The 305-nt window shown below is 65.6% G+C and carries 1 protein-coding gene; it reads right to left on the bottom strand.

All coding sequences use genetic code 11. From position 1 onward, the window contains the following. The coding region (locus EN808_RS35735) for a transposase (RefSeq protein ID WP_135918259.1) at positions 1–305 on the bottom strand (305 nt) is incomplete at both ends.

Here is a 305-nt window from a genome sequence, read left to right as displayed (position 1 = left end):
TGCCGACTTGTGGGAGCCGAGATTGTCCATGACGACGATGTCGCCCGGCTCAAGCACTGGCACGAGCTGCTGCTCGACATAGGCGCGGAAGCACTGGCCGTTGATCGGCCCGTCGAAGACGCAAGGTGCAGTCAGCCGGTCGCAGCGCAGCGCGCCGAGGAAGGTCAGCGTACGCCAGTGGCCGTATGGTGCCAAGCCGCGCAGGCGTTTGCCCTTCGGCCCCCAACCGCGCAGCGGCGCCATGTTGGTCTTGATCCAGGTTTCGTCGATGAAGACCAACTGCCGTGGGTCGAGACCGGACTGCC

The sequence above is a fragment of the Mesorhizobium sp. M8A.F.Ca.ET.165.01.1.1 genome, assembly GCF_004792065.1.
In the GTDB taxonomy this organism is placed as follows: domain Bacteria; phylum Pseudomonadota; class Alphaproteobacteria; order Rhizobiales; family Rhizobiaceae; genus Mesorhizobium.
This window is presented reverse-complemented; position numbering and strand designations above follow the sequence as displayed.